Source organism: Nocardioides sp. Root1257 (assembly GCF_001425175.1).
Classification (GTDB): Bacteria; Actinomycetota; Actinomycetes; order Propionibacteriales; family Nocardioidaceae; genus Nocardioides.
In genome coordinates, this window is sequence record NZ_LMDV01000002.1 from 1 (window position 1) to 22,314 (window position 22,314).

At 71.0% G+C, this 22,314-nt stretch carries 20 protein-coding genes, 2 tRNA genes, 1 rRNA gene and 1 pseudogene; 5 read left to right on the plus strand and 19 right to left on the minus strand.

Annotated features, from left to right (window positions below):
* Window positions 1-92 (minus strand): 16S ribosomal RNA (locus tag ASC77_RS05970); the annotation flags it as partial.
* Between the two features lie 508 nt (window positions 93-600).
* Window positions 601-1,872: a tyrosine--tRNA ligase gene (gene tyrS / locus ASC77_RS05975; RefSeq protein WP_235547504.1), complete on the minus strand. Its 1,272-nt coding sequence runs from the start codon at window positions 1,870-1,872 to the stop codon at window positions 601-603.
* Window positions 1,873-1,979: 107 nt separating this feature from the next.
* Here tyrS and ASC77_RS05980 point away from each other — a divergent pair, with 107 nt between their 5' ends.
* From ASC77_RS05980 to ASC77_RS05990, 3 genes are read left to right on the plus strand one after another with little or no spacing between them, the layout of a single operon-like run.
* Window positions 1,980-3,356 (plus strand): serine/threonine-protein kinase, encoded by a 1,377-nt coding sequence (locus tag ASC77_RS05980; protein WP_156390949.1) that lies wholly within the window; start codon window positions 1,980-1,982, stop codon window positions 3,354-3,356.
* A gap of 36 nt (window positions 3,357-3,392) precedes the next feature.
* Window positions 3,393-6,602 carry a response regulator gene (locus ASC77_RS05985; protein WP_056150011.1) on the plus strand — a complete coding sequence of 1,070 codons (3,210 nt, stop codon included), beginning with the start codon at window positions 3,393-3,395 and terminating at the stop codon, window positions 6,600-6,602.
* Window positions 6,603-6,650: 48 nt separating this feature from the next.
* Window positions 6,651-6,860, plus strand: coding sequence for a hypothetical protein (locus tag ASC77_RS05990; protein WP_056150014.1), 210 nt, complete (start codon window positions 6,651-6,653; stop codon window positions 6,858-6,860).
* A 3-nt stretch (window positions 6,861-6,863) separates the two neighbouring features.
* Here ASC77_RS05990 and ASC77_RS05995 read toward each other — a convergent pair whose 3' ends face one another.
* Complete coding sequence (locus tag ASC77_RS05995; RefSeq protein ID WP_056150017.1) at window positions 6,864-7,082, minus strand: DUF3099 domain-containing protein; 219 nt, start codon at window positions 7,080-7,082, stop codon at window positions 6,864-6,866.
* A gap of 49 nt (window positions 7,083-7,131) precedes the next feature.
* Between ASC77_RS05995 and ASC77_RS06000 the strand changes: the two genes are divergently transcribed.
* Complete coding sequence (locus ASC77_RS06000) at window positions 7,132-8,103, plus strand: aldo/keto reductase (RefSeq protein WP_056150020.1); 972 nt, start codon at window positions 7,132-7,134, stop codon at window positions 8,101-8,103.
* A 226-nt stretch (window positions 8,104-8,329) separates the two neighbouring features.
* On the opposite strand, the pseudogene ASC77_RS06005 reads toward ASC77_RS06000, so the two are convergent.
* The 8 genes and pseudogenes from ASC77_RS06005 to ASC77_RS06040 form a co-directional block, all read right to left on the minus strand.
* A pseudogene (locus ASC77_RS06005) lies at window positions 8,330-9,558 on the minus strand (IS481 family transposase).
* 113 nt (window positions 9,559-9,671) lie between these two features.
* Window positions 9,672-9,745 (minus strand) — tRNA-Ile (locus ASC77_RS06010).
* Between the two features lie 44 nt (window positions 9,746-9,789).
* Window positions 9,790-10,161, minus strand: a complete 372-nt coding sequence (locus ASC77_RS06015) for a hypothetical protein (protein ID WP_056150024.1) — start codon at window positions 10,159-10,161, stop codon at window positions 9,790-9,792.
* A 90-nt stretch (window positions 10,162-10,251) separates the two neighbouring features.
* Window positions 10,252-10,327: transfer RNA gene (locus ASC77_RS06020), tRNA-Asn, on the minus strand.
* 166 nt (window positions 10,328-10,493) lie between these two features.
* On the minus strand, window positions 10,494-10,997 hold the full coding sequence (locus ASC77_RS06025; RefSeq protein ID WP_056150027.1) for a hypothetical protein: 504 nt from the start codon (window positions 10,995-10,997) through the stop codon (window positions 10,494-10,496).
* Between the two features lie 10 nt (window positions 10,998-11,007).
* Window positions 11,008-12,876, minus strand: coding sequence for a DNA primase (gene dnaG, locus ASC77_RS06030; RefSeq protein ID WP_056150030.1), 1,869 nt, complete (start codon window positions 12,874-12,876; stop codon window positions 11,008-11,010).
* A gap of 21 nt (window positions 12,877-12,897) precedes the next feature.
* Window positions 12,898-13,812 (minus strand): 2-hydroxyacid dehydrogenase, encoded by a 915-nt coding sequence (locus ASC77_RS06035; protein ID WP_056150033.1) that lies wholly within the window; start codon window positions 13,810-13,812, stop codon window positions 12,898-12,900.
* Between the two features lie 22 nt (window positions 13,813-13,834).
* Window positions 13,835-14,323, minus strand: coding sequence for a winged helix-turn-helix domain-containing protein (locus ASC77_RS06040; RefSeq protein ID WP_082574512.1), 489 nt, complete (start codon window positions 14,321-14,323; stop codon window positions 13,835-13,837).
* Window positions 14,324-14,352: 29 nt separating this feature from the next.
* Here ASC77_RS06040 and ASC77_RS06045 point away from each other — a divergent pair, with 29 nt between their 5' ends.
* On the plus strand, window positions 14,353-15,222 hold the full coding sequence (locus tag ASC77_RS06045; RefSeq protein WP_268788403.1) for a S41 family peptidase: 870 nt from the start codon (window positions 14,353-14,355) through the stop codon (window positions 15,220-15,222).
* On the opposite strand, the gene ASC77_RS06050 is transcribed toward ASC77_RS06045, so the two are convergent.
* From ASC77_RS06050 to ASC77_RS06085, 8 genes are all read right to left on the minus strand, one after another.
* Window positions 15,209-16,444, minus strand: coding sequence for a deoxyguanosinetriphosphate triphosphohydrolase (locus ASC77_RS06050; protein ID WP_056150039.1), 1,236 nt, complete (start codon window positions 16,442-16,444; stop codon window positions 15,209-15,211). The two genes, ASC77_RS06045 and ASC77_RS06050, sit on opposite strands and share 14 nt — an antisense overlap.
* Window positions 16,445-16,476: 32 nt before the next feature.
* Window positions 16,477-17,340: a hypothetical protein gene (locus ASC77_RS06055; protein ID WP_056150040.1), complete on the minus strand. Its 864-nt coding sequence runs from the start codon at window positions 17,338-17,340 to the stop codon at window positions 16,477-16,479.
* Window positions 17,341-17,496: 156 nt separating this feature from the next.
* On the minus strand, window positions 17,497-18,636 hold the full coding sequence (dusB, locus tag ASC77_RS06060; RefSeq protein ID WP_056150042.1) for a tRNA dihydrouridine synthase DusB: 1,140 nt from the start codon (window positions 18,634-18,636) through the stop codon (window positions 17,497-17,499).
* A gap of 196 nt (window positions 18,637-18,832) precedes the next feature.
* The gene (locus tag ASC77_RS06065) at window positions 18,833-19,528 is read right to left on the minus strand and encodes a hypothetical protein (RefSeq protein WP_156390950.1); all 696 of its coding nucleotides are present in this window, start codon (window positions 19,526-19,528) and stop codon (window positions 18,833-18,835) included.
* A 26-nt stretch (window positions 19,529-19,554) separates the two neighbouring features.
* The gene (locus ASC77_RS06070) at window positions 19,555-20,955 is read right to left on the minus strand and encodes a glycine--tRNA ligase (RefSeq protein WP_056150044.1); all 1,401 of its coding nucleotides are present in this window, start codon (window positions 20,953-20,955) and stop codon (window positions 19,555-19,557) included.
* A gap of 58 nt (window positions 20,956-21,013) precedes the next feature.
* The gene (locus ASC77_RS06075; protein WP_056150046.1) at window positions 21,014-21,334 is read right to left on the minus strand and encodes an antibiotic biosynthesis monooxygenase family protein; all 321 of its coding nucleotides are present in this window, start codon (window positions 21,332-21,334) and stop codon (window positions 21,014-21,016) included.
* Window positions 21,322-21,954 (minus strand): helix-turn-helix transcriptional regulator, encoded by a 633-nt coding sequence (locus ASC77_RS06080; RefSeq protein ID WP_056150049.1) that lies wholly within the window; start codon window positions 21,952-21,954, stop codon window positions 21,322-21,324. The genes ASC77_RS06075 and ASC77_RS06080 overlap by 13 nt, the downstream gene beginning before the upstream one ends.
* A complete protein-coding gene (locus ASC77_RS06085) occupies window positions 21,951-22,172 on the minus strand; it encodes a DUF2188 domain-containing protein (protein ID WP_162249797.1) in 222 nt (73 codons plus the stop codon). Before ASC77_RS06085 ends, ASC77_RS06080 begins: the two co-directional genes overlap by 4 nt.
* Between the last annotated feature and the right edge of the window lie 142 nt (window positions 22,173-22,314).

The following is a 22,314-nucleotide window of genomic DNA, read 5'->3' on the forward strand; positions in this document are numbered from 1 at the left end:
CTCGAGTACCCCGAAGGGCCTTTCCGCTCGACTTGCATGTGTTAAGCACGCCGCCAGCGTTCGTCCTGAGCCAGGATCAAACTCTCCGTTGAAAACAAAAAGTAACCCCGACAAAAAACGAAACTGACAAGTTGTCAGAATCATCGTTCATCAAAGAAATCCGTCACTACATCCACAGCCCCGAAGGACCGAAGACACAGAAGACGGGTTACAAACTAATTCGTCGACTATGACACACTGTTGAGTTCTCAAACATCAGTTGCATTCCGGTAGTTCGGCCTTTCGGCCGGCCCGTCCGGGGCAGTGGTTTAAACTTAGCGGATTGTTTTCCCCCGGTGCAAATCCGGGCTTTTCCGCCTCATCTGCGTCCACGCACACAACAATCTCGCCAGTTTTGGAGGGCCTCTGTGAGGCTCGCTTCGCCACCGGAAAGGTGAGTGAGTGGTGCAGATGTCCGCCGGGGCCGGAGGCCCGACCTGACCGGTCTTGCCTCCCGCCGCTCCCTGGCGACTCGGAGAACATTAGGGGACTCCGGCCGGGAGTACAAATCGGACCGACGTGACGGCCCACACATCCGCGTTTACGCAGGTCAGAGCGCTTTCAGCGGACCTCGACGCCGGCGAAGTTCTTCTTGCCGCGGCGCAGCACCAGCCAGCTCCCGCCGATGAGGTCGTCCCCGCCGGGCACCTGGTCGGGGTCCTCGACGCGGGCGTTGTTCAGGTACGCACCGCCCTCGGAGACGGTCCGCCGGGCCTCGCCCTTGCTCTTCGCCAGTCCCGTGGTGACCAGGAGGTCGACCACGCTCGGCATCGGCAGGTCACCGTCCAGGGTGGCCGAGCCCGCCTCGCGCAGCGCCGCGCCCAGCGTCGCCGTGCTCAGGCCCGACAGGTCTCCCCCACCGAACAGAGCGGCCGACGCCTCCTTGATGCGCTCCGTCTCCTCGGGCCCGTGCACGACCGAGGTGACCTGCTCGGCCAGCGCCCGCTGGCCGGCGCGGAGGAACGGCTTCTCGGCGTGCTGTGCCTCGAGCTCCTCGATCTCGGCCCGGGAGAGGAAGGTGAAGATGCGCAGCAGCTCGCCCACCTTCTCGTCCTCGACGTTGAGCCAGAACTGGTAGAAGGCGTACGGCGACATCATGTCCGGGTCGAGCCACAGCGCGCCGCCCTCGGTCTTGCCGTACTTGGTCCCGTCGCTCTTCGTCACCAGGGGCGTCGCGAACGCGTGCGCCTTGCCGCCGTCGGAGCGGCGGATCAGCTCCACGCCGCCGGTCAGGTTGCCCCACTGGTCGGAGCCACCGAACTGGAGCGTCACGCCGTGGTCGCGGTAGAGGTTGAGGAAGTCCATCGACTGGAGCAGCACGTAGCTGAACTCCGTGTAGCTGATGCCGGCCTCGAGCCGACTCTTCACGACGTCGCGGGCCAGCATCCGGTTGACCGGGAAGTGCTTGCCGACGTCGCGAAGGAAGTCGATCGTCGACAGGCTCGCGGTCCAGTCGTAGTTGTTGACCATCGTGGCCGCGTTGTCACCCTCGAAGGACAGGTACGGCTCGATCTGGCGGCGTACCCGCTCCACCCAGTCCTTGACGGTGTCGAGCGTGTTGAGGGTGCGCTCCCCCGAGTCGCGCGGATCGCCGATCATGCCCGTCGCGCCGCCGACGAGGGCGTACGGCGTGTGGCCGGCCTCCTGGAGGCGCCGCGCGGTCAGGATCTGCACGAGGTTGCCCATGTGCAGGCTCGGAGCGGTGGGGTCGAAGCCCACGTAGAACTTCACGCTCCCGGCGGACAGGGCCTCGCGCAGCGCGTCGAGGTCCGTCGAGTGGGCGATCAGGCCGCGCCACTCGAGGTCGTCGAGGAGGGTGGAATCGACGGTCACAGGGAACCTTTCCGGTCGGAACGTGCGGGTCAAGCGTGCCATGGGGGCATCTGACTACGCTCGTGGGTTGGAAGGGGAGATCGTTGATCGCTGGTAGGTACACGCTCGTGCGCGAGATCGGGCGCGGAGGGATGGGCGCCGTCTGGCTCGGCCAGGACGAGGTCCTCGGCCGCGAGGTCGCGCTCAAGCGCGTGGGCTTCGGCCCGGGCGGCAACGACCTGGACCTCGACCGCGCCGAGCGGGAGGCCCGGCTCGCGGCCCGCCTCAACCACCCCCACGTCGTCGCCGTCTACGACCTGGTCACCGAGGGTGCCGACCGCTGGCTGGTCATGGAGCACGTCGCCGGGACGACCCTGGCCGAGCTGGTCAAGCGGGACGGGGCACTGAGCCCGGACCAGGCGGCCCCCCTGCTGCGGCAGGCGGCCGACGCGCTCGCCGCCGCCCACGCCGCGGGCATCGTGCACCGCGACGTGAAGCCGTCGAACATCCTCGTCACGCCGGACGGCCAGGTGAAGCTGTCCGACTTCGGCATCGCCCGTGCCCAGGCGGACGCCTCGCTCACCCAGACCGGCCTCGTCACCGGGTCGCCGGCGTACCTGGCTCCCGAGGTCGCGTCCGGACAGCAGGCGTCGGCGGCGAGCGACGTGTGGTCGCTCGGCGCCACGGCGTTCCACGCGCTCGCCGGGCGCCCGCCGTACGACGTCGGGGAGAACCTGCTCGGCGCGCTCTACCGGATCGTGCACGAGGAGCCGCCCCGGCTCGGCCCGGCGGCCGGCTGGCTCGCTCCGATGCTGCTCGCGACGATGGCCCAGGAGAGCGAGGACCGCTGGTCGATGGCCGACGTGCGCGACTTCCTCGCCGGCGGCCCGTCCGCGCCGCTGCCGGCGCCGCTCCCCCGTGCCGTCCCCGTCGGCGTACCGGCCGCAGCGGCCGTGGACCACAGCTCGACCCAGGTGATGACCGCACCGGTGATGCCGGTCCCTCCGGCACCGTCGCGACCGCGTCGCCAGCGCAGCGCCGTGGTCCCGCTGCTGGTGCTGGCCGTGGTCGGCGTGCTCGTCGTCGTCCTCGCCTGGGTCCTCGGGTCCGGCGACGATCCCGGCTCCGAGGCCGACAGCCCCAGGACGCCGAGCTCCTCCGCCCCCTCGTCGTCAGCACCGCCGACGACGACGAACGAGGTGACCGCCGACGGCATGGAGAACTTCATCGAGGACTACCTGGCCACGGTGACGACCGACCCGAAGAGCTCCTGGGCGATGCTCACCCCGGACTTCCAGAAGGAGAGCGGCGGCTTCGGGCAGTACAAGAAGTTCTGGAGCGGCTTCCAGACCGCCGACCTGATCTCCGCCCAGCCCGATCCCGACACGATGAGCATCAGCTACACGGTCGAGTACCTGCACGAGGACGGCACCAAGTCCCGTGACGACGTGACCCTCCGGCTCGAAGGCTCCGACGGCAACTTCCTGATCGCGGGCGAGAGCTGACTCCTGCCCCCTATCGTTGGACGCGGGAGGGTTTCGATGGAGCTGGCGGCGCTGTACCGGGACATCGTCGAGCGGTCGCCAGATGCGTTCTGGGTGTGCGACCTCGACGGTCGGACCATCTATGCCAACGCGGCGATGTGCGCCCTCTACGGCGCCACGGCCGAGGAGATGGCCGACGTCACCGTCTACGACTCGCTCGACGAGGCGGGGCAGGTGCAGTTCAGCGAGCACCTCGAGGTCCTGCGGCGCGACGGGGGCAACGGGGAGGACGTCGACGTCCTCTTCTGGCGCCGGGACGGGACCTCCCTCTGGGTGATCGTCAGCGAGCGGGAGCTCCGTGGGCCGGACGGCGAGATCGTCGGCTTCACGCACCGGATCAGCGACTACAGCGGTCGCCGGCGCGCCCTGGACGAGCTCCGGGAGAGCCGTGAGCAGCTGGCCGAGGCGCACCGGATCGCCCGGCTGGGCAGCTGGCAGTGGGACGTCACGGCCGACGAGATCTACGCCTCCGCGGAGCTCTGCGCGCTCTACGGCCTCGACCCGGCGTCGTTCCCCGCGGCGTACGCCGACTTCCTCGAGATCGTCCACCCAGACGACCGTGCCCGCGTCGACGAGGCCGTGAACGGCGCGCTCGAGCACCCCTCCGAGTTCCTCTTCGTGGTGCGCGTGCAGGGCGAGGCCGGGTGGGTCTGGACGCGCGGCCGTGGCGTCTCCACGGCCGACGAGTCCGGGCGGGTGGTCGCGATGTCCGGCACCCACCAGGACATCACCGAGACCAAGCTGGCCGACCTGGCCCTCGAGGACCAGGTGCGGCAGAACGCACTCATGCAAGCGGTCGCGATCGCGGCCAACGAGGCGCGGACGCTGACGGAGGTGCTCGGCCAGGCGCAGCACCTGGTGCTCCTCCACGACGACTGGGAGCGCGGTCGTGCGTTCGTGCCCGACGAGGACGGCGCGGGCGTCGTACCCCTGCACCTCACCGACGAGGACCGCGCGGCCGACCTCGCGACCCCCGACGAGTCGGCGATGGAGCTCGAGCTCGCGAACAAGGCGTTCCGCGAGCGCCGGTCGGTGTGGAGCAACTCCCGCCTCACCCTCGCCGTGCCCGTCTCCGTGGCCGACGAGGTGTCGGCGGTCGTGTCGATCACGTCCGCTCCCCCGCTCTACCGCTTCGACATGATCCAGGCGATGGTCGAGCAGGTCGCCGTCGAGCTCGGCCGGGTCGCCGAGCGCGAGCGCGCCGAGCGGGCGCTCGCCGACGCACGGGACGCGGCGATGGAGGCGTCCCGGCAGAAGTCGGAGTTCCTGGCCACGATGAGCCACGAGATCCGCACGCCCCTCAACGGCGTGATCGGGCTCAACGACCTGCTGCTGCGCGGCGACCTCAACGCCGATCAGCTGCGGCTCGCCTCGGGCGTGCAGGTCGCCAGCCGTGCCCTGCTCGGGATCATCAACGACGTCCTCGACTTCTCGAAGATCGAGGCCGGCAAGCTGGAGCTCGAGCGCCTCGACTTCGAGGTGCGGGCGGTCTTCGACCGGGTCGCGAGCATGCTCGGCGAGGCCGCGCGGGCCAAGGGTCTCGAGCTGATCGTCGCGTGCCACCCCGACGTCCCCGAGGTGCTGTGCGGCGACCCGACGCGCCTGGCCCAGGTGCTGACGAACCTCGGCTCCAACGCCGTGAAGTTCACCGAGCAGGGCGAGGTCTTCATCCGCGCGACCGCCGCGCCCGCGGACGACGGCGGGACGCTGCTCCAGGTGAGCGTCACCGACACCGGCGTCGGGATCGTGGACGGCGACGTCGAGACGCTCTTCGAGGCGTTCACGCAGGCCGACGCGTCCACGACGCGGCGCTTCGGCGGCACCGGGCTCGGGCTGGCGATCTCACGCGAGATCGTCCAGGCGCTCGGCGGCGAGATCGGGCTGCGGCCGAACCCGGGGGGCGGCACCGTCTTCTGGTTCACCGCGGAATTCGCGGCACCGCTCGGGGACGGCATCGACCCCGACGACGAGTACGGCCGCAGCTGGCTCGCCGGCCGGCACGTGCTCGTCGTCGACGACAACGACAACAACCGGCTGATCCTCGTCGAGCAGCTGGCGCGATGGCTGGTGCGCTCGTCCAGCGTCGCCGACGCCGACGCGGCCGAGACGGTCGTCGCCGCCGCCCGGGCGGCGGGCGACCCGGTCGATGCGGTGCTCCTGGACATGTCGATGCCGGGGCGCGACGGGCTCGACCTGGCGCGTGCGCTGCACGCCGATCCCGCCAACGCAGGCGTCCGGCTCATCATGCTCACCTCGTCGGGCGCGCCCGCCCCCGAGGAGCTGGCCGAGGCGGGCATCGTGGCGTGCCTGACGAAGCCGACCCTGGCCGGCGACCTGCGGACGACCATGCTGCGCGAGATCGCCCAGCGCGAGCCGCGGCCGGACGGCGTACTGCGTCCGACGGCGGAGCCGAGCATCACCCACCGGGTCCTCGTCGTCGAGGACAACCCCGTCAACCAGATGGTCGCGGTCGGCCTGCTGCGGGCGCTCGGGTACGCCGCGACGACGGCCGACGACGGGCTCGTGGCGGTGCAGGAGATGCGGGCCGGCGGCTACGACGCGGTGCTGATGGACGTGCAGATGCCGCGGATGGACGGGTACGCCGCGACCCGCGCCATCCGTGACGAGCAGACCGTCCACGTGCCCGTGATCGCGATGACCGCGGCGGCCGTCGAGGGTGAGCGCGAGCGCTGCCTGGCGGCCGGGATGGACGACTTCCTGACCAAGCCCGTGGACCCGAGCGCGCTGGCCGGCGTCCTCGAGCGATGGCTGGGAAGCGAGAGCGTCGCTCCACGTCGTACGCTGCGGAGCGTGTCTGAGAACGGTGCCACCTCGTCCTCCCCGATCGACGGTCTGGCGACCGACCGGCTCGACGAGCTGCGCGACCTGGACCCGGACAACACGGCGTACCTCGACCGGGCCATCGGCAACTTCGTGCGCAACACCCCGACCACGCTGGAGTCGATCCGGCGGGCGATCGGCGACGCGGACGCGGCCGTGCTCAAGCAGGTGTCGCACAAGCTCGCCGGCGGTGCCCTGAACCTCGGCGTGACCGCCGCCGGTCGCACCGCCCAGCAGATCGAGCTGCTCGCGGACACCGGCACCACCGAGGGAGCCGACGAGCTCACCGACCAGCTCGAGCGTGACCTCGAGACGGGTCGCGCGGCGCTGCTCGCCTACCAGGCGACGTACTCCACGACGCCCTGACCCAGGGTCCGGAGGTTCGACCCGGCCCACGCCGGGTACGGGTGGGTCATGAAGACCATCATCGGGCTCGTCGTCCTCGCGTGGCTCGTCATCGGCGCGCTCGCTGCCTACCAGCGTGGCTACTTTGGCGATGACCGGGACGTCAGCTGCAAGTCGACCGGCGACACGGTCCTGACGATCGTCGCCGGACCGCTGAACTACTTCGGCGTGAACCCGAAGGTCGACTGCAAGGTGAACGTCCCGCAGCCCTCGGAGTAGCGCTCAGCGCTCCTGCTCATCGCCTGCCGCGGGTGCCGACCCGTCGAGCGCACCCTGGTTGCCCACGAACGCGGCGACGGGCGGGATCAGCGCCGCGACCACGCTCATCACGATCGCGGCGGTCGTGGACCACAGCCGGACGACGTTCCACGCGAGCAGGATGAGCACGATGCAGGTGCCCATCAGCCAGAAGTAGGCGCGGTGCCGTCGTCGGCGTTCCATCCCTCGACGCTAGCCCGCCCGCGGTCGTCGGCGGTGCCAAGGTGGACCCATGCGCTACGCGAAGCTCGGCAGCACCGGTCTCGACGTCTCCCGGGTCATCCTCGGCTGCATGAGCTGGGGCGACGCCAGCCGTGGCTGGCACCCCTGGATCCTGGACGAGGACGCCGCCCGCACGATCATCCGCCAGGCGCTCGAGGCCGGCATCACGACCTTCGACACCGCGAACGTGTACGCCGGCGGCAGCAGCGAGGAGTTCACCGGCCGCGCGCTGCGCGACTTCGCCCGGCGCGAGGACGTGGTCATCGCGACCAAGGTCCACGGGCGGATGCGGCCCGGGCCGTACGGCGCCGGCCTGTCCCGCAAGGCGATCCTGCACGAGATCGACGCGTCGCTGCAGCGGCTCGGCACCGACTACGTCGACCTCTACCAGATCCACCGCTGGGACCCCGAGGTGCCGATCGAGGAGACGATGGAGGCGCTGCACGACGTCGTACGCGCGGGCAAGGTGCGCTACCTCGGCGCATCGTCGATGTGGGCGTGGCAGCTCGCCACGGCCCAGCACGTCGCGGCCGCGAACGGCTGGACGCCGTTCGTGTCGATGCAGAACCACTACAACCTGATCTACCGCGAGGAGGAGCGGGAGATGCTCCCGCTGTGCGCCGACCAGGGCGTCGGGGTGATCCCGTGGAGCCCGCTGGCCCGCGGCCGCATCACCCGCGACTGGGACGCCGAGACGGCGCGCTCGGAGACCGACGAGTTCGGGGCGAGCCTGTACGTCGACGAGGACCGGGCGATCGTGGAGACCGTCGGGCGGGTGGCCGAGCAGCGCGGTGTCTCCCGCGCACAGGTCGGCCTTGCCTGGCTGCTGCACCAGCCCGCGGTGACCGCGCCGATCGTCGGCGTCACCAAGCCGCAGCACCTCGCCGACGCGGTCGCGGCGGTCGACCTCGAGCTGTCCGCCGACGAGCTCGCCGAGCTCGGCGCGGGCTACCGGCCACACCCCGTCTCGGGGCACGCCTGAGCCGGCGACGTAGTACGGTGTCGATGATCGCGCGCGGCCACCCCCGTCCGAGCGCGATCGGTCGGCGGTCACGCGCAGCACCTTGCCTCGGGTGGCCGTCGCACTCGTGATGCTTCGCCGCGGCCCGGACCCTGCCCGGCGGACTCCGGGAGCAGCCGTCACCCATCAGGCGACGTCATGCAGACCACAGGTGGGGCTGAAGTACTTCGGTTGATGGGTGACAGATCTACTTCGGTTGATCGGTGACACTCGTCTTGACTGTAGAACGCCGTTGGGGCGCTTGGGATCGCTTGACTCTCACCTCCCCGGTGCTGTCGCGTTTCTGGGTCCGCAGGAGCTGGTCGCCGTCGTAGAACTGCAGGACGTGGTCGGTGACCCACACGTCGATGGGCCGGCCGGCGGCCGCCACGCCGAGGCAGACCTGCTGCCAGCTCACGCACACCACGCCGACCGCGCTGGCTCGTCGGGTCACCCAGGTCCCGTCGGAGCGGTCGTCGCCGGGACGCCCGGTGGCGGCCACGGCACGGATCGGTCGCACGGGTGCCGGGGCGGTGAGGAACCGGGCGGCAGGAACGGCCATGTCCAATGCCTGGTGGGGGCGGTCGTGGTTGTAGCCCTGGACCCAGTCGTCCAGCTCTGCCTGGGCGGTGGCCAGGTCGTCGAAGACCCGGTCGGTGCGGAACTCCGCACGCAACGCACGGTGGAACCGCTCGATCTTCCCGGTCGTGGTCGGCGAACGTGGCTGGGTCAGCAGGTGCTCGATCCCGTTCTCCGGCAGACCCGGTCGAAGAGCACCTCGACCGGCGGGGCGTTGAACCGGCCGGTGAAGACCTTCCCGTTGTCGGTCAGGATCTGCCCCGGCACCCCGTAGGTCCGCAACGCCAACGCGAGGCCCTCGCACACGTTCGGTGAGGTCTCGCGCAGCATCAAGTAGGCGCTGATGCAGAACCTCGAGTGGTCATCGACCCCAGTCAACGCCTTGGCCCGTCGCCCGTCAGCGAGCACGAACCCACCCACCACGTCCATCTGCCACAGTTCCATCGCAGTGCCGCGTTCCCACCGCTTCCACCTCCGGTCCCGCCGCCGGCGCCCAGACGGGTCGATCAGGTTCAACCGGACCAGTGCCCGGTAGACCGCCGACTCCGAGGGCACCGGGTCGACACCGGCCCGGTCCAGCTCATGGACCAGCCGGCGTGGACCCCACCCGGGATGCGACGAGCGCATCGACGCGATCGCCGCCTCGACCTGCGCGCCGGTCTGGTGCGGACACGACCGCGGCCGATGCGACCGATCCGCCAGCCCGTCCAGGCCCTCCGCCTCGTACCTGGCCAACCAGCCATGCACCGTCTTGCGATGCACCCCGAACCGGGCCGCCACACTCGAAACCGTCTCGCCATCGCTGATCACGGCCAGCACGGCCTGATACCGCTGCTCGGACACGCTCAACTCCCTCATCTGGGGAGTGTCACCAATCAACCGAAGTAGCCGTCACCCATCACCCGAAGATGCGTAACGCATCAACCGAAGCCCGAACGTCACCCATCAGGCGAAGTCATACAGACCACAGGTGGGGCGGGTGGGGCTCGAACCCACGACCCAAGGATTATGAGTCCTCTGCTCTAACCGACTGAGCTACCGCCCCTCGCGCCGCCGCAGCCTAGCCGTTGGACCATCGCCCACGGCGACCTACGGCCGGGCGCGCCGGGTGTCGATCGCGAGGGCCAGGGCGTTGAGACCGGCCCAGCCGAGCGTGACGCCGAGGATCTTGCGGCGGATGGCGGGGTCGTCGGTGCTGGTGGAGAGGACAGCGGCGTCGCCGAGGTCCATCGCGATCCGCAGCACCATGGCCGCCTGGACGGTCCGGTCGGAGCGGCCGAGGATGCCGAGGGCGCCGATCGCCGAGTCGCGGACGCCGTACGTGCGCGCGAGCAGCTCGAGACCCTTCTGGTGCTCCCGGTCGGCCTGGAGCGCCTGCCAGAGGTGGCCGGGCTGGGCGAGGGCGTAGCCGCCGTACGCGGCGGTGGCGACGGACAGGACACGGCTCAGCGGGTAGCTCATGGGCGACCGGTACCCGCACACGCCCGACTCACGCTCGGGCCGGGAGAACGACGAAGGGCCCGTCTCGTGATGAGACGGGCCCTTCGCTGCTGGCTCCCCCGGTTGGACTCGAACCAACAACCCTCCGGTTAACAGCCGAATGCTCTGCCAGTTGAGCTACAGGGGATCGGTGCAGCCCGCACAGGTTAGCAATCGGGCGGCGTCGTGAAAAATTGAGGTGGCAGTTCGGACCGAGCCTGCGAGGGACGAACGTAAGCCGCCTCGGTTGAGGAGGCTCGGCTGGGGCTTGCGCGCCAGCGCGAGACGCAGCGAGCCGTCTCGAAACCAGGTGGTCACTCGAGCCCGACGTCGGCGCGGGCCGCCTCCAGAGCCTCGGTCGCGGCCGCCTGGACCGCGGGGTCGGCGGGGTCGACGCCCTCGTCGTACTCGTAGATCCACTGCACGGGGTGCTGGCCGTTGGGGGCGCGGCGGGCGATCACGCGGACGCCGCGACGGCCCGAGACGGGCACGTGGCGCTGCAGGATGATGCTGGCGGTGACGCGCTCGCGCACGAGCTGGAGCAGCAGCCCGGGCTCGTCGAGCGTGAGCAGGTGCTCGGGCCTGGCCTCCCCCCACGAGCCGACCTCGACCACGTGGAGGGTCGAGGAGTCCTGGTCCCAGTCGGCCGACTGCACGTCCTCCCACGGGATGCGGACGGTCTCCTCGAGGCCGCCCGCGCCCAGCGGACGGACGACGTAGAGCGCGTCACGGGTGCCGCCGACGCGTCCCTCCGCGGCCGTGGCGTGCGCGAGCAGCTTCTCGCCCCGCTCGACGCGGACGGCGGGCTTCCACTTCACGACGGCGACCTCACGACGGCGGCCCGGCGAGCCGGTCGCGGAGCGCCCGGCGGTGCGCCTCGAGCGCCGCCAGCTCGCCGAACATCTTGTTGAACTCCTCCGGCTGCTCGACCGGGTTGGTGCGCTGGAGCTTCGACTTGATCGCGCCGATCCGGCGGGCCGTGGTGAGCTCCATCAGGCGGATCACGTGCTCCGCGACGTACGCCGCGTCCGGCTCCTTCTTGAGCGGCTCGACGGCCAGCGCGCCGATCGTCGAGGAGACCTCCGGATCGGTGGCGGCGTCGCGCAGCTTGGTGCCCCACCCGGGGTCGCCGGCGCCGGCGCCCGGACCACCGGCGGCGGCGACCAGCTCCCAGACCGCGCGGTACGTCGGGTGCGTGAAGTCGTTGGGGCCGATCTCCGAGGTGGAGCGACCGATGGTCATCGGGTGCTGGACCACGAGCTTGAGGGTCTCCCGCTCGAGGGAGAACCGCGGGTCGCGCAGGTCGGGCACGTTGCTGCGCGGCGGCGGGGTGGCGGTCGCGGCCGCGGGCTCCTGGCCGGGACGCCGGTGGGCGGCACGACGGACCTCGACGCGGGCCTCGTCGATGTCGATGCCGATCATCCCGGCGATCTCACGGGCGAACGCGTCGACCTTCGACTTGTCGCGGATGCTCGACACCAGCCGGGCGCTCTCGCGCAGCGCGTCGACCCGGCCGTCGGCGCGGTCCAGGTCGTACTTGCTCACGATGTTGGAGAGCACGAAGCGGTAGAGCGGCACCCGCCGGGCGACCAGCTCGCGGACCGCCGCGTCGCCCTTCTTGATGCGTACGTCGCACGGGTCGAGGCCGTCGGGCTCGACGGCGACGTACGTCTGCGAGACGAAGTTCTGGTCGCCGCTGAAGGCCCGGATCGCGGCCTTCTGGCCGGCAGCGTCACCGTCGAAGGTGAAGATCACCTCGCCGCGGAACTCCTCGTGGTCGTTGAGGAAGCGCCGGAGCACGCGGGCGTGGTCGTCGCCGAACGCGGTGCCGCAGGTGGCGATCGCCGTACCGACCCCGGACAGGTGGCAGGCCATCACGTCGGTGTAGCCCTCGACGATCACGGCCTGCGAGGACCGGGCGATCTCGCGCCGGGCGAGGTCGAGCCCGTAGAGCACCTGGCTCTTCTTGTAGATCCGGGTCTCGGGGGTGTTGAGGTACTTCGCCTCGATGCGGTCGTCGTCGAAGATCCGCCGCGCGCCGAAGCCGATGGTGTCGCCGGGGGCGTCGCGGATCGGCCACAGCAGCCGCCCGCGGAAGCGGTCGTACGCCGAGCGCCCGATCGCCACCAGGCCCGCCTCGACCGTCTCCTCCTGCGTGAAGCCGCGGCCCCGCAGGTGCTTGAAGAGCGCCTCGCCCTCGCGCGGGGCGAAGCCGATGCCGAAGGTCGCTGCGGCCTCCTGGTCGAAGCCGCGCTCGGCGAGGAACTGCCGCGCCACCAGCGCGTCCGGGGTCGCGAGCTGCTCGGCGTAGAACTCCTGGGCGACCTTGTTGGCCTCGATCAGGCGCTGCCGCGGCGGACCCTTGGGGCGCTGCTCCTCGCGGGCGTCGCCCTCTTCGCGCCGCAGCTGCACGCCGTACTTGTCGGCCAGGCGCTCGACGGTCTCGGTGAACGTGAGGCCGTCGATCTTCATCAGGAAGCTGATGACGTCGCCGCTCTCGTTGCAGCCGAAGCAGTGGTAGAAGCCGCGGGCCGGGGTGACGTGGAACGACGGGGACTTCTCGTCGTGGAAGGGGCAGAGCCCCTTCTGGGAGCCGCCCCCGGCGTTCTTGAGCGTGACGTACTGCGAGACGACGTCGTCGATGCGCGCCTTCTCGCGCACCTCGGCGATGTCATCCTCGCGGATCCGGCCTGCCACGTGGCGGAGTCTATGCGGGCGTCAGTAGTCGCCGGACATGACGTTCACAAGCTCGTCACCGCCGGCGTAGCGGTGCAGCTGGTCGCGCACCAGACGGTGCGCCCGTGGCCACATCGCACTGCTCGCGCCCCCGACGTGTGGCGAGATGAGCAGACCGGGCGCGTCCCACAGCGGGTGGTCCGCGGGCACCGGCTCCGGATCGACGACATCGACAGCGGCGCGGAGGCGGTGGGCGCTCAGCTCGGCGAGCAGCGCGTCGTTGTCGACGACGGGCCCGCGGGCGACGTTGACCAGCAGGGCGCCGTCCGGCATGGCGGCGAGGAAGGCCGCGTCGACCAGGCCCCGGGTCTCGTCGGTGAGGGGTACGACGAGCACCACGACGTCCGCATCGGGGAGGAGCCTCGGCAGCTCGGTGATCGCGTGGACGCCGTCGCGGGCCCGGCGCGCGACCCGGGTGATCTCCACCTCGAAGGGCTCCAGACGCCGTTCGATCGCCTCGCCGATGGCGCCGTACCCGACCAGCAGCACGCGCTTGTCGGCGAGCGCCGGGCGCCAGCCCGGCTTCCACTCGTGGCGGTCCTGGGCGCGGACCCAGTCCGGGATGCCGCGGAGACTCGCCAGGACCAGGGTGAGCGCCAGCTCCGCGGTGGACGTGTCGTGGATGCCGCGGCCGTTGCAGAGGGTGACGCCGGCCGGGACGGACGAGCGCAGGTTGTCGACGCCTGCGGTCAGGGTCTGCACGACCTCCAGGCTGGTCATCCGCGCCAGCACCTCGGCGACCCGTGGGCCGACCATGTACGGCGGCACGTAGAAGCGCACGTCGCCGACGCTGTCCGGCACCTCGCGGGTCGGGTCGACGACCTGGTAGCGCAGCCCCGTCGGCGGGTCGCCGAGCAGGGACGGTTCGAACGGCAGCCACACGAGGCGATCGGTCACGCTCGGAGCCTACGGGTCGGGTTCAGCGGCGGTAGACGCTGACCAGCACGCCGTACGACGCCTCCCGCTCCCCCGCCTGCTCGAGGTCCTGGACGACCCGCTCGAGGTGCCGGGTGAGCGCCTCCGCCTGCTGCCGGGTGAGCCGGACGGTGCGGTGGTTGACGAGCGGCTCCCGGGCCGCGTCGACCTCCTCCGCGATGGTCGCGAACATCGCCCGGGTGGCGTCGGTGCCGTCGGGCAGGCGCAGTCGGGGCACAGCGGTGACGTAGTACTGCTCCGTCCCGCCGCGCACCGTGCGGGTGCGGCTCGGCTCGAGCAGCCCGGCGGCGACCAGGACCTTCACGTGGTGGGCGACGTTGCCCTTGTTGGTGCCGAGGCGGTGGGTCAGCTGGCTGACGGTCGCCTCGCCGGTGCCGACCTCGCGCCAGATGCGGTGTCGCATCGGGTGGTCGAAGGCGCGGACCTGGGCGGGGGTGGCGACGGGAACGGGCTCGATCGTCGGCTGGGTCACGAATCAAGCGTCAAGAGCAGTGGACGCTTGTGTCAAGAGCCCGCTGGACTGCTCCCATGATGATCACCGAAGTACAGGACCTGGTCCGGACCCACTACGTCTTCCCCGAGCTCACCGACGCCATCACCGGCGCGGTCGCCGCCGTGGAGCTCGCCGACGACCCGGAGACCGACGCGGCGACCCTCACGGCCGCCCTCCAGTCGGTCAACGGTGACCGGCACCTGCGGGTGCGACACTTCCCCGAGGGCGTCCCGCCCGACCGGGACGAGGCCGACGTCCAGGCCTGGCTCGCCGGGCTGGCCCTCGCGCAGGGGCCCGGGATCGCCGAGGTCCGCCGCCTCGAGGACAACACCGGCCTGGTGGTCGTCGGCCCGGTCATCCTGTCGCCGGAGCACCTCGGCCCGGCCGCGGCCGCCGCCTTCACCCTGCTGCTGGGAGCGGCGCGGCTGGTGCTCGACCTCCGCGGGTGCGTCGGCGGCGTGCCGGAGTCCGTGGCCCTGCTGGTCAGCCACCTCGTCGGCGACGAGCCGGTCCACCTGCAGGACCTGCTGCACCGCGACGGCGCCGTCACGTCGTCCTGGACCACGCCGTCGGTCTCCCCCAAGGTCCCCGCCGACGTGCCGATCACCGTGCTGACGAGCACGCGGACCTTCAGCGGCGGCGAGGAGGTCGCCTACGACCTGCAGGCGCTCGGCCGGGCCCGGGTCGTCGGCGAGACCACCGGTGGCGGGGCGCACCCGCGCGAGGCGTTCGACCTGACGTCGCACCTGCAGCTGCACGTGCCGATCGCCCGGTCGGTCAACGCCGTGACGGGGACCAACTGGGAGGGCGTCGGCGTCGTCCCCGACGTGGCGTGCCCGGCCGACGACGCGCTCGAGGTCGCGCTCAGCCGCCGGTGAGGGCCGCGTGGCGGGCGACGGCGCTCTGGTCGGTCAGCGACGCGACCTGGTCGAGCACCACGCGCAGCCGGGCAGCGTCGTCGGCGGCGGCACGCCAGTCGTCGGCGTACTGCCGGTCCAGGGCGTCCGGCCCGCGCTCCGCCAGCACCGCGACCAGCTCGGCGAGCAGCTCGCGCTGGCGCACCATCAGCGCGACCCGGTCGTCGGCCTGCATGACGTAGTGCGCCGCGATGCCCTTGAGCACCGCGATCTCCACGCGGGTGTCCTCGGGGACGACGAGGTCCGTGCCGTAGCGCACGAACGGCCCGTCGCCGGCGGCGAAGGTCGCGTGTTGCACGGCGCCGCAGAAGCGGCCGATCAGGTCGCTCGTGAGGTTCTTGAGCGCGGCGAGCGAGCGCCGGCTCCCGTCGTACGGCGCGCTCGGCCAGCTGCCCACCGCGCTGAGGTCGGCGAGGGCGGAGGCCAGGCGCGCGTCGTCGACGTCGGGGAGGTACCAGCCGCGGACGGTCTCCCAGACGGCCGCCCCGTCGATCGCGGTCAGGTCGACCCGGCCGGCCACCACGCCGTCCTCGACGTCGTGGACGGAGTAGGCGACGTCGTCGGCCAGGTCCATGATCTGCGCCTCGATGCACGTGCGGCCCTCGACGGCACCGCGCCGGATCCAGTCGAAGACCGGGCGGTCGTCGGCGTACACGCCGAACTTGCCGTCGGGACCGGCCTCGGCATGCCCCCACGGGTACTTCGCGCAGGCGTCGAGCGTCGCCCGGGTCAGGTTGAGGCCGACCGAGGCACCCCCGGCGTCGAAGGTCTTGGCCTCCAGGCGCGTGAGCAGCCGCAGGGTCTGCGCGTTGCCCTCGAACCCGCCGCACGACGCCGCGACCTCGGCGAGCACGCGCTCGCCGTTGTGGCCGAACGGTGGGTGCCCGAGGTCGTGCGCGAGGGCAGCGGTCTCCGCGATGTCGGGCTGGCTGCCCAGCGCGCGGGACAGGTCGCGCGCCACCTGCGCGACCTCCAGGCTGTGGGTGAGCCGGTTGCGCACGAAGTCGTCGCTCTGCGGCCCGACCACCTGGGTCTTGGCGGCCAGCCGACGCGACGCAGCGGCGTGCACGACCCGGGCCCGGTCGCGCTCGAAGGCCGTGCGGACCGGGGCGTCCACCCGCTTGGGCGGCTCCTCGACGATCCGCTCGCGCGCGGCGTCGTCGTACCCGTCGTGGTCAGTCATCGCAGGCCGAGCCTAGAGGTACGGCGCGAGCGTCAGTACGTCGAGACGTGCACGTGGTCGTAGTGGTTGGCCGTGGCCGAACCACGCGACGGGAAGGTCCGCCAGCCCTCGCCGGCGCGGACCGGGGTCCAGATCTGCTGGCGCCAGAGGATGTCGTAGAGCTTGAGCTCGGACGCGTGCGACTTGAGGAAGTCGGCGATCGCGTTGCCGAGGGTCACGTCGCTGGTCATGATGTCCAGCGCCTTGCCCGAGGAGTGCTCGCCGTGCGCGTCCCAGCCGCCGTACGACGTGATCTGCGGGAAGGCGTGGCACACGGAGCGGTAGACGTAGACGGCGTTGCTGGTCAGGCCGTTCTCGACGCTCGTGTCGGGGCAGGGCGCCATCGAGAGCCCGGCGGCCGCGGCGACCGGCTTCTCGTCGGAGAGGTAGCCGTCGGTGACCCAGCGGGCCTGGCCGTCCAGGACGACCTCGACGCGGCCGTCGGCCTTGCGACCCGTGACCAGGACCCGCTTGCCGGACTCGATCTCGCCGTCCTGCTTCGCGTCCTTGCCGGAGCTCGACCAGAGGTTGAGGTCGGCGGTCGTCCACAGCCGGGTGTCCGCCGTGCGTACGGCGGCCCGGGTCGCCACGAGGCGCTTGTTGCGCTCGCTCGCCTTCTGCAGCTGCACCCGCTCGAGGCGGGCGTCGGCGCGGGAGACGGTGTCGCGCGACGTCGTCACGCTGGAGATGTCGGCCGAGTCCTTGGCCAGCAGGCTGCCCGTCGAGGCGGGGTTGCTGGCCAGCACGCCGAGGGTCACCGCGGAGGCCGTCGCCAGGAGGGCGATGGGTGCGGCCACGGTGGCGGCGCGGGGCTTGCGGCGGGCATCGGTGTCCCGCTTGTGGCGATGCTCTGCCACAGCGCTGATCCTTAGCTGTTGTCCATCAAGGGCATGTCGGTCGAACTCGGTGCCGGACCGCCGGGGGAAGGTCACGAAACGGCAACGACGGTCGAGTCAACCACAGGCTTACCGACGTCGTGGAATCTTCAAACGGTTCATCTGGGGTATTTCAGGTCACCCGCCGGTGGTCTCGTTCGCGTCCTCGTGGAGGTGCGAGCCGGCGCCGTCGGTGTCGTCGTACCAGCCCTCGGGGACGACGACACGGTCGCGCGGAGAGCCCTGGCGGCCCCGCGGAGCACCCAGCTCGGACACCGGGAACGGCTCGGCGGGGTCCAGCTCGGCGAGCAGGCGGTCCAGGTCGACGAGCGTGTTGACCAGGCCCAGCGAGCGGCGCATCTCGCCGCCTGCGGCGAAGCCCTTGAGGTACCACGTGACGTGCTTGCGGAACTCCTTGCAGCCCCGCTCCTCCCCCATGTGCTGGCAGAGCAGCTCCGCGTGGCGCCGCATCATCGCGGTCACCTCGCCCAGGGTCGGGAGGGTCGCGACCTGCTCGCCCGAGAACGCGGCAGCCAGGTCGCGGAAGATCCAGGGACGTCCCAGGCAGCCGCGGCCGACCACCACGCCAGCAGCGCCGGTCTCCTCGACCATGCGGAGGGCGTCGGCCGCCTCCCAGATGTCGCCGTTGCCGAGCACCGGGATGTCGACGCTCGCCGCGAGCTCGCCGATGGCCTCCCAGTCGGCGGTGCCGGAGTAGGCCTGGGCGACGGTGCGGCCGTGCAGGGCGATCGCGGCGACGCCGCTCTCCTGCGCGATCCGGCCGGCGTCGAGGTAGGTCAGGTGGTCCTCGTCGATGCCCTTGCGAGTCTTCATCGTCACCGGCACGTCGTACGGCGTGGCCGCGGCGACGGCGTGCTCGAGGATCTCGGCGAGCAGCCCGCGCTTCCAGGGCAGCGCGCCGCCGCCGCCCTTGCGGGTCACCTTGGGCACCGGGCAGCCGAAGTTGAGGTCGATGTGCGCGACGCCGTACTCCGCGCAGAGGATCTCGGCCGCCTTGCCGACGTAGACCGGGTCGGTGCCGTAGAGCTGCACCGAGCGGGTGGTCTCCAGCTCGTCGAAGACGAGCATGTCGCGGGTGTGCTGGTCGCCCTCGACCAGGCCGCGGCTGGTGATCATCTCGCAGACGTAGAGGCCCGCGCCCTGCTCGGCGCACAGCCGCCGGTAGGCGGCGTTGGTGATGCCGGCCATCGGCGCGAGCACCACCGGCACGTCGACCGTCAGCGAGCCGAGGGTGAGCGAGGTCGGCAGGGCGGGCATGGGGTCATTGTCGGCGGAGCCGTGGGGGTGGCCCAAATCTGGGTGGTGGCGGGTGAGCGGCGACGCGGGTTTCGGCGGTCAGCCGGTGAAACCCGCGCGACACTCCGATCCGTACCCGCGTGTCGTGCGGGTCCTGGCTGACAGGTGTGCGGGTTTCGGCGGTCAGCCGGTGAAACCCGCAGACACGCTGCGCCGCTCAGTTCCCCTTGCTCTTCTTCTTTTTCTTCTTCGCGGGCTTCGGCGCGACGTACTTGGTGATCTCGCCCGTCCAGATGATCGGGTCGAAGGTCTCCTCGGGGCGGAAGCTGACCGCCTCGAGCTGGCCGTGGTTCGGCGCGAGGTAGACCAGGCAGACGTCCGCGGTCGCGCCCGGGCCGAACGGCTTCGGCAGCGCCGTGCTCGGGCACGCCTGGAAGGAGCTCGCGAAGGGGGTCGACTCGAGCAGCAGGTTGGCCTCGTTGACGACGTACAGCGGCACCCGGCGACCGCCGAGGTCGGACTCGCCGACGTTCTTGACGCTGACGTGCACGAAGTACGGCGTCGACTTCTGCTGCGCGTCGGTGAGCTGCCAGGCCGCCAGCGTCTTCTTCGTCGTCGTCTGCTCCAGCTTGGTGACCGTCAGGTCGAGCACGCCGACCTCGTCCTGGCGCGGCTCGTAGGCGACGATGCCCTGGTCGCCGACCTCCAGGTGGGTGCCCTGGGGCGTCAGGGTGACCCCGTCCGGCACCGGGAGGTACGGCGTCTCGCTCGCCGAGGCGCTCGAGGCGCCGGTCTTGTCGCTGGAGGAGTCGGAGCCCGCGTCGCTGCCGGAGCAGCCCGCGAGCAGGCTCGCCGACAGGAGGACGGCGAGTGACGGCCCGAGCAGACGCGTGGTCACTCCTACCGAAGACATGGGCACATTCTGCCTACGCACGGGCGTCAGCAGCCGACGAAACGCTCGGCGAAGTACGCAACTGCTCGATCGAGGCTGATCCGCTCCTGCGCCATCGTGTCCCGCTCGCGCACCGTGACCGCGTCGTCCTCGAGGGTCTCGAAGTCGATGGTCACGCAGTACGGCGTACCGATCTCGTCCTGGCGGCGGTAGCGGCGGCCGATCGCGCCCGAGTCGTCGAAGTCGACGTTCCACCCGGCGCTGCGCAGCTGCATCGCGAGGTCCTTGGCCTTGGGCGACAGGTCGGCGTTGCGCGACAGCGGCAGCACGGCGACCTTGACCGGCGCGAGGCGCGGGTCAAGCTTGAGCACGACGCGCTTGTCGACGCCGCCCTTGGTGTTGGGGGCCTCGTCCTCGGTGTAGGCGTCGACCAGGAAGGTCATCAGGCTGCGCGAGAGGCCGGCCGCCGGCTCGATGACGTACGGCGTGTAGCGCTCGTTGTTGGCCTGGTCGAAGTACGACAGGTCCTGGCCGGAGTGCTTCGCGTGCGTCGTCAGGTCGAAGTCGGTGCGGTTGGCGATGCCCTCGAGCTCGCCCCACTCGGAGCCGGCGAACTTGAAGCGGTACTCGATGTCGACGGTCCGCTTGCTGTAGTGGCTGAGCTTCTCCTGCGCGTGCTCGTAGTGGCGCAGGTTGTCAGGGTCGATGCCGAGGTCGACGTACCAGGCGGTGCGCTGGTCGATCCAGTACTGGTGCCACTCCTCGTCCTCGCCGGGCTTGACGAAGAACTCCATCTCCATCTGCTCGAACTCACGCGTGCGGAAGATGAAGTTGCCGGGCGTGATCTCGTTGCGGAAGCTCTTGCCGATCTGCGCGATGCCGAACGGCGGCTTCTGCCGGCTCGAGGTCACCACGTTGGCGAAGTTGATGAAGATGCCCTGCGCGGTCTCCGGGCGGAGGTAGGCCAGGCCGTTCTCGTCCTCGGTGACCCCGAGGTAGGTCTTCAGCAGGCCGGAGAACTGGCGCGGCTCGGTCCAGGCGCCGCGGGTGCCGCAGTTGGGGCAGGCGACCGTCGAGAGGTCGACGTCGTCGGGGTTGTCGAGCCCCTTCTTCTCCGCGACCTCCTCCTGCAGGTGGTCGTAGCGGTAGCGCTTGTGGCAGGACTGGCACTCGGTCAGCGGGTCCGAGAACGTCTCGACGTGGCCGCTCGCCTCCCAGACCTGGCGCGGCAGGATGATGCTCGAGTCGAGGCCGACCATGTCGTCGCGCATGGTGACCATGGACTTCCACCACTGGCGCTTGATGTTCTCCTTGAGCTCGACCCCGAGCGGGCCGTAGTCCCAGGCCGACCGGGTGCCGCCGTAGATCTCACCGCACGGGTAGACGAAGCCCCTCCGCTTCGCGAGCGAGACGACGTGGTCGACGGTGGACGGGGGCGGCTTGGCCACGATGGAGCTCCTGCGGGTCACGGCCGGCTGGCTGCCGGTCAGGGGAACGTGCGAGCGTTCAGCCTAACGACCGGGGCGACTCGATATTGAGGGTGGTGTCCGGGCCGACCAGCTCGTACGCCGACGGCTCCTCGATCGCCCGGCTCAGCACCATCACGGCCCGCAGCTTGACGTCGTACGACGAGAGCGCGCGGCGGTAGCTGCCGACGTTCTCCCAGCGGGTGCTGAGCACCCACAGCTCGGGGTCGTCCACGTTGCGGCCGATCTCGCCGCCGGCGTACCCGACGCACGCGGCGAGCGCCTCGTGCGCCGTCGCGAGGTCGGAGCGGAAGGTCTCCCCGTCGGCGAGGGGCACGCGGAACCTGCTCACGACCAGCACGGGGTGACCGTACTCGGTGCGCTCGCCCGAGGCCTCTCGGTCAGCACCCAGAGAACGGCCTGGCTGCGACTGTGCGCCCCGATCTTCGCGTACGCGCTGCGCAGGTAGCTCTTGATGGTGTTGATGCTCAGCGACTCGCGCTCGGCGATCTCCCCGTTGCTGAGCCCCTGCGCGAGCCACAGGAGGATCGCGGCCTCGCGGGCGTTGAGGCCGACGGCGGCGCCGAGCCTCTGGCGCCGTTCGGAGCGGCAGTCACAGATGAGCGCCGACGGCAACCCTGCGACCGCAGCCGCGAGGACCGCGAGCAGAGCGGGCCCGTCGATGCTGAGCGGGATGCAGCCGTCCACGCCGGCCGACTGGGCACGATCATGGAGATCCGGGCGGCTGTCGCGCCCGATGGCGATCACGGCCGTCTCGGCCTGGCGGATCCAGTGATCGAGCCCGACCCCGCGGTCGCGCTCGAGGCTCAGGACGTCGTACAGCACCACGTCCGGCACGGACTCCCCGGTGGCGCCGACCACGGCGACCAGGTCGGGGTGACGACCCAGCATGGCGGTGAGGCCCAGGACCACCATGGCCTCGGGGCTGCTCACCGCGGTCGCGATGCGGCGCGAGATCAACCGGGAAGCTCCTCGGACCGCCGCGGGTAGAGGTTGCGCTGGTGCACGCTGCCGTCGAGCGCTCGGATCACGTGCATGACGCCACGCACACGCGCCAGGTCGCGGCCTACCTGCACGGCCGCCTCCCTGCTCACGTGCTCACCGGGCAGCAGGCCGGAACCTCCGACCGAGTTGCGCCACACCCCGTCCACGCAGGACGTCTCGACAGGTTCACCCATCATCCCGTTCCCTCCCAGGAAGGTCTGTCCCGGCGCCGCACCCTCCCGCGCGCCCCCGAGGTCTCCTAGCTCGTACCTGTCGCGACGCCCCGCCTTCGTTACAGCCCGTCGGAGTTGACAATCATTCTCACTTCATCTGAGA